Below are 7093 nucleotides of genomic sequence, written 5' to 3'. Positions count from 1 at the left end.
GGGGGGCCTATCTTCACACAAGCTCGATGGCTTCAGAACACCTCGGCCTCCCCGGAATCGAATGCCTTATACATATGAGTATGCTCTGATTTTGAATGTACAAGAACACCCCGATGAGCATTTGGGCAACAGCCCGAGGCGGCCACGGGGAAGCTGGAAAAAAGCCTCTGAGCTTCAATGATTTGCATCAGTTCCTCACCTCCTCCCCTCTGTGCCTCTGTGGTTTATTTCCTTTCAAATCCGTCTCCCGAATTTACCCCTTGACACTAACCGACCGTTCGGTTAGTTTTTACCCAACGGCAACATTTGGACAGGGAACGGATGAAAGGGAAGAAAGCGGGAAAAGGAAAAGCGCAAGAATCCCTTTGCCGCGGCGAACTTGGGGAAAGCGCCAGGCGCATCGTCGAGGTGGCCGAAGGCCTGTTCGCGGAGCATGGATTTGACGGCGTGTCCATGAGCGACATCGCAAAGGCCGCAAACGTGAGCAAGGCGAACCTTTATCACCATTTCGAATCCAAGCGGAACCTGTACATCGCCGTCGTCTCCGCCTGCAAGAACGAGATCGCCCCCATACTACACGACATGCTCAACATGCCGGCGTCATTCCGGGATGGTTTCGGAAAGCTTGCGGCGGGCCATCTGGACGGGTTGCTTAAAAGGGAGCGGGTCACCCGCCTTGTCCGACGCGAAATGCTGGAAGACGGCGAGCGGTTCGGCCAGGAGCTGGCCCAGAAAGTGCACGGGGAGCAGTTCGCAAACTTTGTGAAAGTGCTTCGGCACGCGCAGGATTCCGGCGAATTGCGCGACGACGTGGACCCGGCGATGGTGGCGCTATTGGTGGTGGCGGCGAACCTTTTCTTTTTCGATTCAAAAAACGTATTCCGCCATTTCCCGGACGTGGACTTCGCGGACGATCCCCGGAAATACTCCACCAAGGGGGTGGACATCCTGCTAAACGGCATACTGGCCGGCAAAAAGAAAACAAAGAACAAGAAGAACAAGCGGAGTTGACCTATGAATTCAAACCCTGTTTCACGCAATAGCGGACTGGCCGCCATCGCATTGGCCGTCTTTTTAATCGGCGCCCTGCCTGCCTGTGGCGGCAAGGGGGAGGAAGCCAAGGACAAAAAGCCCATGGGGACGCTTATTACCGTCGCCAAGGCCGAGTCCGTCCTGTTGCCGGTGACACAGGAGTCCGTCGGTTGGCTGGAGAGCAGGATCGCCCCATACGTCTCCGCGGAAGTCGGCGGGCGTGTCACCAAAGTGCATGTGGACGCTGGCGCCATGGTGAAGGCTGGGCAACTTCTCGCCGAGATGGACGCGGACGACCTTGCGTTGGCGCAAAAAGCGGCCGCCGCCACTTATGAAAACCAGAAACGGCTTGTGGAAAGATACCGGCAGCTTGTGGAGGAGGAGTTCATTTCCAAAGTGACCCTCGAAGGCGCCGAGTCGCAGTTGACCGCGCTGGAAAGCCAGCTCGCCCTTGCGGACAACCGCCTTGCCAAGGCGCGGATCAAGGCCCCGGTCGGCGGCCAGATAGAGCAAAGGCTGGTGTCGGTGGGCAGTTATCTAGACCCCGGCAAGCCTGCCTTCATGATATCCACCGGTGGAGGATTGCGCGCATTCCTCCCATTCCCTGAAACGGTGTCAAACAAGATCATGCCCGGCCTTGCGGTGGAGCTTTCCACCCCCACGGCGCCTGGAGCTGTCGTGGACGGGGTGATCGTGGAGATACGCCCATCGGTGGGGATGGGCAACAGGGCGCTTATGGCCATCGTGGACGTGAAGAATCCCGGCGGATGGAAACCGGGGGCGTCCGTCACCGGGATTGTGACGCTGGAGAAAATACCGGACGCTGTGGTCGTCCCGGAGGAGTGCGTGGTGCGCCGGCCGGCAGGTGACGTGGTGTATGTGATATCAAACGGAACCGCCGTGCAACGGGTGGTGGCGACAGGCCAGCGCAACGGCGGGAAACTTCAGATAACATCCGGGCTTGCCGCTGGTGAGACGGTGGCCCAGGACGGCGCGGGATACCTTTCGGACAAGGCTCCGGTGAACCCGCAGGGGGCCAAAAATGCCGCTCCATCCGCGGCCGCGCCGGCCTTGCAGGGCCCGGAGACAGGCAAGGAGAAGGCGAAATGAACCTTCCGTCAATTTCCATACACCGCCACGTCCTGGCGTGGATGTTAAGCGGCGCCATAGTCCTGTTCGGTTATGTCAGCTACAACCGGATCGGTGTGGACAGGTTCCCGTATATCGAGTTCCCCATGGTCTCCATCGCCACGGTGCTGCCCGGGGCCAATCCGGACATTGTGGACGCCTCCATCACAAGCGTCATCGAAAGCGCGGTAAACTCCACGCCGGGGATCAACCACGTCAGTTCCATATCCTCCCCCGGCGTCTCCCTGGTCAACATAGAGTTCGACCTGAACAAAAACGTGGACGTGGGCTTCAACGAAGTGCAGTCCAAGGTCAACCAGGTGCTGCGGCAATTGCCCAAGGACATAGACCCGCCGATAGTCGCCAAGGTGCAGACCGGCTCCAACCCCATCATATGGCTCGCGCTTCAGGGGGACAGGACGCTGCAACAGCTCAACCTGTACGCCCGCAACGTGATAAAGAAGCGGCTGGAGACTGTGGGCGGAGTTGGCGAGGTGCGCATCGGCGGCGAGCGCAAACGGGTGATCCGTGTGAACGCGGACCTGAACAGGATGGCCGCCTTCGGCGTCACCACCCAGGACATGGTGCGCGCCTTCGCCACGGAGCATCTGCAATTGCCCGGCGGCTTTTTGAGCGCGGAGAAGACCGAGGACATGATCAAGCTGGACATGGAGTATCACAACCCCGCCGGGCTTGAGAAAATGATAGTCGGCCACAGGAGCGGGGCCCCCATACGCCTTGGGGACGTGGCCCAGGTGGAGGACGGCATGGCCGATTTCCGCCAGCTGGCCCGGTTCAACGGAATACCGGCGGTGGGCATCGGCATCGTGAAGGTGCCAAACTCCAACACGGTGGCCATAGCCGACGCGGTGCTCGACCGGGTTGAAAATGAGATAAGACCGCAGCTTCCCGCCGGGATGACCCTGAAGCTTTCGTCCAACGACGCGTGGTTCATCAAGGAGATGGTGTCCGGCCTGATGGAGCATATCTGGCTGGGGACGCTTTTGACGGCCGTCGTGGTGTTCCTGTTCCTTAAAAGTTTCCGGGCGACCCTCATCATCGCCGTTGCCATTCCGGTCTCGCTGCTTGGCGCCATCGCGGTGATGTACCAGGGTGGCTACACGTTCAACACCCTGACGCTCCTTGCGCTGCTGCTGCTCATCGGCGTGGTGGTGGACGACGCCATCGTGGTGCTGGAGAACATCTTCCGCCACCGCGAGAACATTGACCCGGATCCTGTGAGCGCCGCCGTCAACGGCTCGGCCCAGGTGGTGCTTGCCGTCATGGCCGCTTCCCTTACGCTTGTGTCAATATTCGCCCCGGTGATTTTCATGGGGGGGATACTGGGGCTGTTCTTCAAGTCCTTCGGAATCGTTGTGACGTTCGGGGTGCTCGTGTCGCTGTTCGTTTCGATGACCCTCACCCCGATGCTCTGCTCGCGCTACCTTGTGGTGCGCAAGACCCACGGAAAGGTGTACCGGATCCTGGAGCGTGCGTTTGACCTGCTGGACAGGTCATACCGCGCCACGCTGGAATTCGCCCTGCGCAACCGCTGGCGGGTGATAGGGATAGCCCTTGCCGTGGTGGCCTCTTCCGCCTTCTTTTTCGCCAGGACAGGCAAGGGATTCGTGCCCAACGAGGACGAGGCGCGGTTCATGGTGATATTCAAGACCCCGCTTGGCTCATCCATACAGTATACGGACGAGCGGCTGAAGAAAATTGAGGCGGTATTGTCCGGCCACAAGGAGATAATGTCGTTTTTCACCGCCGTGGGGCTTGGTGTGACGGGGCAGGTGAACCAGGGGATGGCCTTCGTCCAGATGGTTCCCAAGCATGAGCGGAAAATAAAGCAGTTCGAGTTCACCCAGAAACTCTCCGGTGAGCTGTCGCAGATACCCGGCGTCCGCGCTTTCGCCATGCCGATTCCGATGATCGGCGGGCAGCGCGGCGACCCGTTGCAGTTCATCGTGCGCGGGCCGGACCTGCAGGAGGTTGCACGGATAGCCAAAACGCTGCAGGAGCGCCTGATACCCGTGGAAGGCCTTGGACGGCTGGACCTGGATCTCCAGCTTGACCTGCCGGAAATCATCGCGGACGTGGACAGGACACGCGCGGCCGACCTTGGGATCAGCACGCAGGACATCGGCTTCGCGGTCAACGCCCTGGCCGGCGGGGTGGACATCGCAAAGTTCAACGACGAACACAGCGGGTCCGAACGCTACGACATAAGGATGAAGGCGAAAGGAGGCTCCATGACCCGCGTGGAGGACCTGGGGAGGATATACCTGCGCGGACGGGACGGAAGCCTGACGAGGCTGGACACGCTGGTGAAGATGAAAAGCGAGCTTGGCGCGGCGGTCATATCCAAGTACGACCTGCAGTATTCCGCCATGTTCTACGGCAACCCGGTGATACCGCTGGGCGAAGCGGTGGACAGGATAAAGAAAGAGTCGGAAGCGCTTCTGCCGATGGGATACACCCTGAAAATGGTGGGACAGGCCGAGGAGTTCGGCAAGACGATGAAGTACATCACCTTCGCGTTTGCCATGGCGATGATACTGGTTTACATGGTGCTGGCAAGCCAGTTCGACTCGTTTTTGCAGCCGGTGATAATCATGGTGGCCCAGCCGCTGGCGATCATCGGCGGAATCGTGGCGCTTTGGATCACCGGGCACACGCTCAACATTTATTCAATGATAGGGCTTGTGCTGCTGGTGGGGCTTGTGGCGAAAAACTCGATACTGCTGGTGGATTTCACAAACCAGCTGCGGGCGGAGGGGAAGGGAGTGGACGAGGCGCTGCGGGAGGCATGCCCCGTGCGTATGCGCCCCGTGCTTATGACGTCGCTTACGATCATATGCACCCTCACACCAACTGCATTGGGGATAGGCGCCGGGGGTGATTCGAACGCGCCTCTGGCAGTCGCGGTCATCGGCGGCATGATAAGCTCCACGTTGCTGACGCTTGTGGTGGTACCGTCGGTATATTCGCTTATTGAGAACGCCCTTGCGGGAAGGCGCGCAAAAGCGGCCGCGCCAATGGCCGTGATGGAGATATGATGATGAAGACGAAAGACAAGGAAACCGCCGCCACGCGGACACAAAGGCGCAGAGCATCGAAGCTGTCCGGGCAATACGAATCCGTGGTCAGGCCGGACTGTTGCCCAAAAGGGAAAACACGCGAAACGAACGCTGTCCGGGGTGTTCTTCACCCCGGACTCTATGTTTATAAGAGCGCTAAACTCTTGACTTTGGGACATCGGGGTGAAGAACACCCCGATGAGCATTTGGGCAACAGCCAGAGGCGGCCACGGGGAAGCAATTGGACCACGCTGCCACGCAGCCACGGATGGAATGATCTGCTCTTCTCCGTGCCTCTGTGCCTCTGTGGTTTGATTTTATCCTCTTTAATCTCCGGCCCCGCCTTCGCGGACGAGCCGGCCCGCGCCGGTTTCCGCGAGATTTACGATCTGGCCAGGGCCAACGACGCGGTTTTCGCCTCCGCCCAGAGCGCCCTTGCGGCGGGCAGGGAAAAAGGGTCGCAGGCGTATTCGATGGTGCTCCCTTCCATCAACCTTTCCGCCGACGCGAAGGTCGTAGATTCGCGGACCACATACCGCAATCAGCCTGCCGATTCGGCGTACACAACTAAAAAACAGAATTACGACTCGGAAAGCGTAAACGTTTCGCTCTCTCAGCCCATATTCCGGATGGGCAATTTCGCGGCGTACAGCCAGTTGAAGCTTCAGGCGGAACAGGCGGAATTGCAGTTCGCCTCCGCGTCTCAAGAGCTGGTCCTGCGGGCCGCCCAGGCCTATTTCGACGTGCTTTTGGCGCAGGACACCGTTGAATTCGTCCGCGCCCAGAAAAAGGCCATCGGCGAGCAGTTGCAACAGGCGCGCCGCATGTTCGAGCTTGGCGCCGCCACCATAACGGACACCCATGACGCCCAGGCCCGCAACGACATCGCCACATCGCAGGAAATCGCCGCCATCAACGACCTGGAAATAAAGAAACAGGCGCTGGCACGGCTCATAGGCGCCCCTCCCCCGCCGTTGACTCCGCTTTCGGACAGCCTGGAGATGACCACACCGTCGCCGGACTCGGCCTCCGAATGGATGGAAATGGCGGACAAGGGCTCTCCACTTCTGCGCTCCGCCCGGCTTGGGCTTCAGATCGCCCGGGAGGAGACCTCTAAAAGCCGCTCCGGGCACTATCCCACCATCGATATGATCGCCGGATACAATTACAGCGGCGTGGGGGACAGCCAGTACAACATCGGTTATGACAATACCGCAAAATACGCCGGTGCGCAGGTCACTTTTCCATTGTTCGCCGGGGGGGCCACAGCTTCCAAGGTGCGGGAAAGCGCCGCCCTTGAGGAGAAGACCAGCCGCGACGTGGAGGACGCCTCCCGCCAGGCCAAGCTTGCCGCCTACTCCGCTTTCATGAACGTCACAAACGGAGCGGCGCGGGTCAATGCGCTGGGGCAGGCCCTTGTCTCCAGCGAAAAATCGCTGGACTCCACAAAGAAAGGTCTTGAAGTGGGGGTGCGCACGGCGGTGGACGCGCTAAACGCGCAGCAGCAGCTTTTTTCCGCCCGGCGAGACTATGCCCAGGCGAAATATTCATATGTGATAAGCCTGCTTATGCTGAAAGCCTCCGCCGGGGAGCTTTCAGAAACTGTGGTGGACGAAATCGCGGCGATGCTCGACGGCGGAAACGGGATGAGGGAATAGGACACGGGGGATTGCTTGAAGTCAGCCCCTTTTTGCTCCGCGGAATTTAGATGGTGCGCGTTGCCTCACGGGAAAAGGTAACCGAAGGGGGCGTGGATTTTCGCCTCATGGTTCATTGGCCCATAACTCATTAAAAAGCCTCCTGAGTATTTTTTCAAATTCTTTTCTCAAGTGGAAGGGATTGAGCGTGCCATG

Annotated in this window: 4 protein-coding genes; all 4 read left to right on the top strand. The window is 59.4% G+C overall.

Annotation, left to right across the window (positions count from 1 at the left end; genetic code table 11):
• The first annotated feature begins 321 nt into the window (after nt 1–321).
• From HZB29_12350 to HZB29_12335, 4 genes are read left to right on the top strand one after another with little or no spacing between them, the layout of a single operon-like run.
• Nucleotides 322–1011, top strand: coding sequence for a TetR/AcrR family transcriptional regulator (locus HZB29_12350; GenBank protein ID MBI5816389.1), 690 nt, complete (start codon nt 322–324; stop codon nt 1009–1011).
• 3 nt (nt 1012–1014) lie between these two features.
• Complete coding sequence (locus HZB29_12345) at nt 1015–2142, top strand: efflux RND transporter periplasmic adaptor subunit (protein MBI5816388.1); 1128 nt, start codon at nt 1015–1017, stop codon at nt 2140–2142.
• Complete coding sequence (locus tag HZB29_12340; protein MBI5816387.1) at nt 2139–5219, top strand: efflux RND transporter permease subunit; 3081 nt, start codon at nt 2139–2141, stop codon at nt 5217–5219. Before HZB29_12345 ends, HZB29_12340 begins: the two co-directional genes overlap by 4 nt.
• A gap of 2 nt (nt 5220–5221) precedes the next feature.
• Complete coding sequence (locus HZB29_12335) at nt 5222–6898, top strand: TolC family outer membrane protein (protein MBI5816386.1); 1677 nt, start codon at nt 5222–5224, stop codon at nt 6896–6898.
• Nucleotides 6899–7093 lie beyond the last annotated feature (195 nt).

Source organism: Nitrospinota bacterium (assembly GCA_016235255.1).
In the GTDB taxonomy this organism is placed as follows: Bacteria; Nitrospinota_A; UBA7883; order UBA7883; family JACRLM01; genus JACRLM01.
The sequence above is the reverse complement of the archived record's forward strand: the minus strand, read 5'-3'. Positions and strand labels throughout refer to the sequence as shown.

Coding starts and splice junctions, on each gene's coding strand:
- HZB29_12350 (MBI5816389.1), top strand. CDS start 322: ATGAAAGGGAAGAAAGCGGGAAAAGGAAAAGCGCAAGAATCCCTTTGC.
- HZB29_12345 (MBI5816388.1), top strand. CDS start 1,015: ATGAATTCAAACCCTGTTTCACGCAATAGCGGACTGGCCGCCATCGCA.
- HZB29_12340 (MBI5816387.1), top strand. CDS start 2,139: ATGAACCTTCCGTCAATTTCCATACACCGCCACGTCCTGGCGTGGATG.
- HZB29_12335 (MBI5816386.1), top strand. CDS start 5,222: ATGAAGACGAAAGACAAGGAAACCGCCGCCACGCGGACACAAAGGCGC.